At 40.8% G+C, this 260-nt stretch carries 1 rRNA gene; it reads left to right on the top strand.

Features of this window, described 5'->3' with window-relative positions:
* Nucleotides 1-86: ribosomal RNA gene (locus M3226_RS31920) — 16S ribosomal RNA — on the top strand; the annotation flags it as partial.
* Nucleotides 87-260: the final 174 nt, after the last annotated feature.

Here is a 260-nt window from a genome sequence, read left to right as displayed (position 1 = left end):
GCCAGCCGCCTAAGGTGGGACAGATGATTGGGGTGAAGTCGTAACAAGGTAGCCGTATCGGAAGGTGCGGCTGGATCACCTCCTTTCTAAGGATAATGCAGTCCTTACGGACTGATAAGAAGTTGACTGTTTCTTGTTTGTTTAGTTTTGAGGGAGCAATTCTCTCAAAGCTTTTTTTAATCGTTCTTTGAAAACTAGATAATCGTATAGAAGAAACCAAGTAAAAACCGAGTAAAATCGCCATTTTAGAATATTCTCTA

Source organism: Neobacillus cucumis (genome assembly GCF_023715505.1).
Note: the sequence above shows the minus strand (reverse complement) of the source record. Positions and strands in the feature narration are given on the sequence as shown.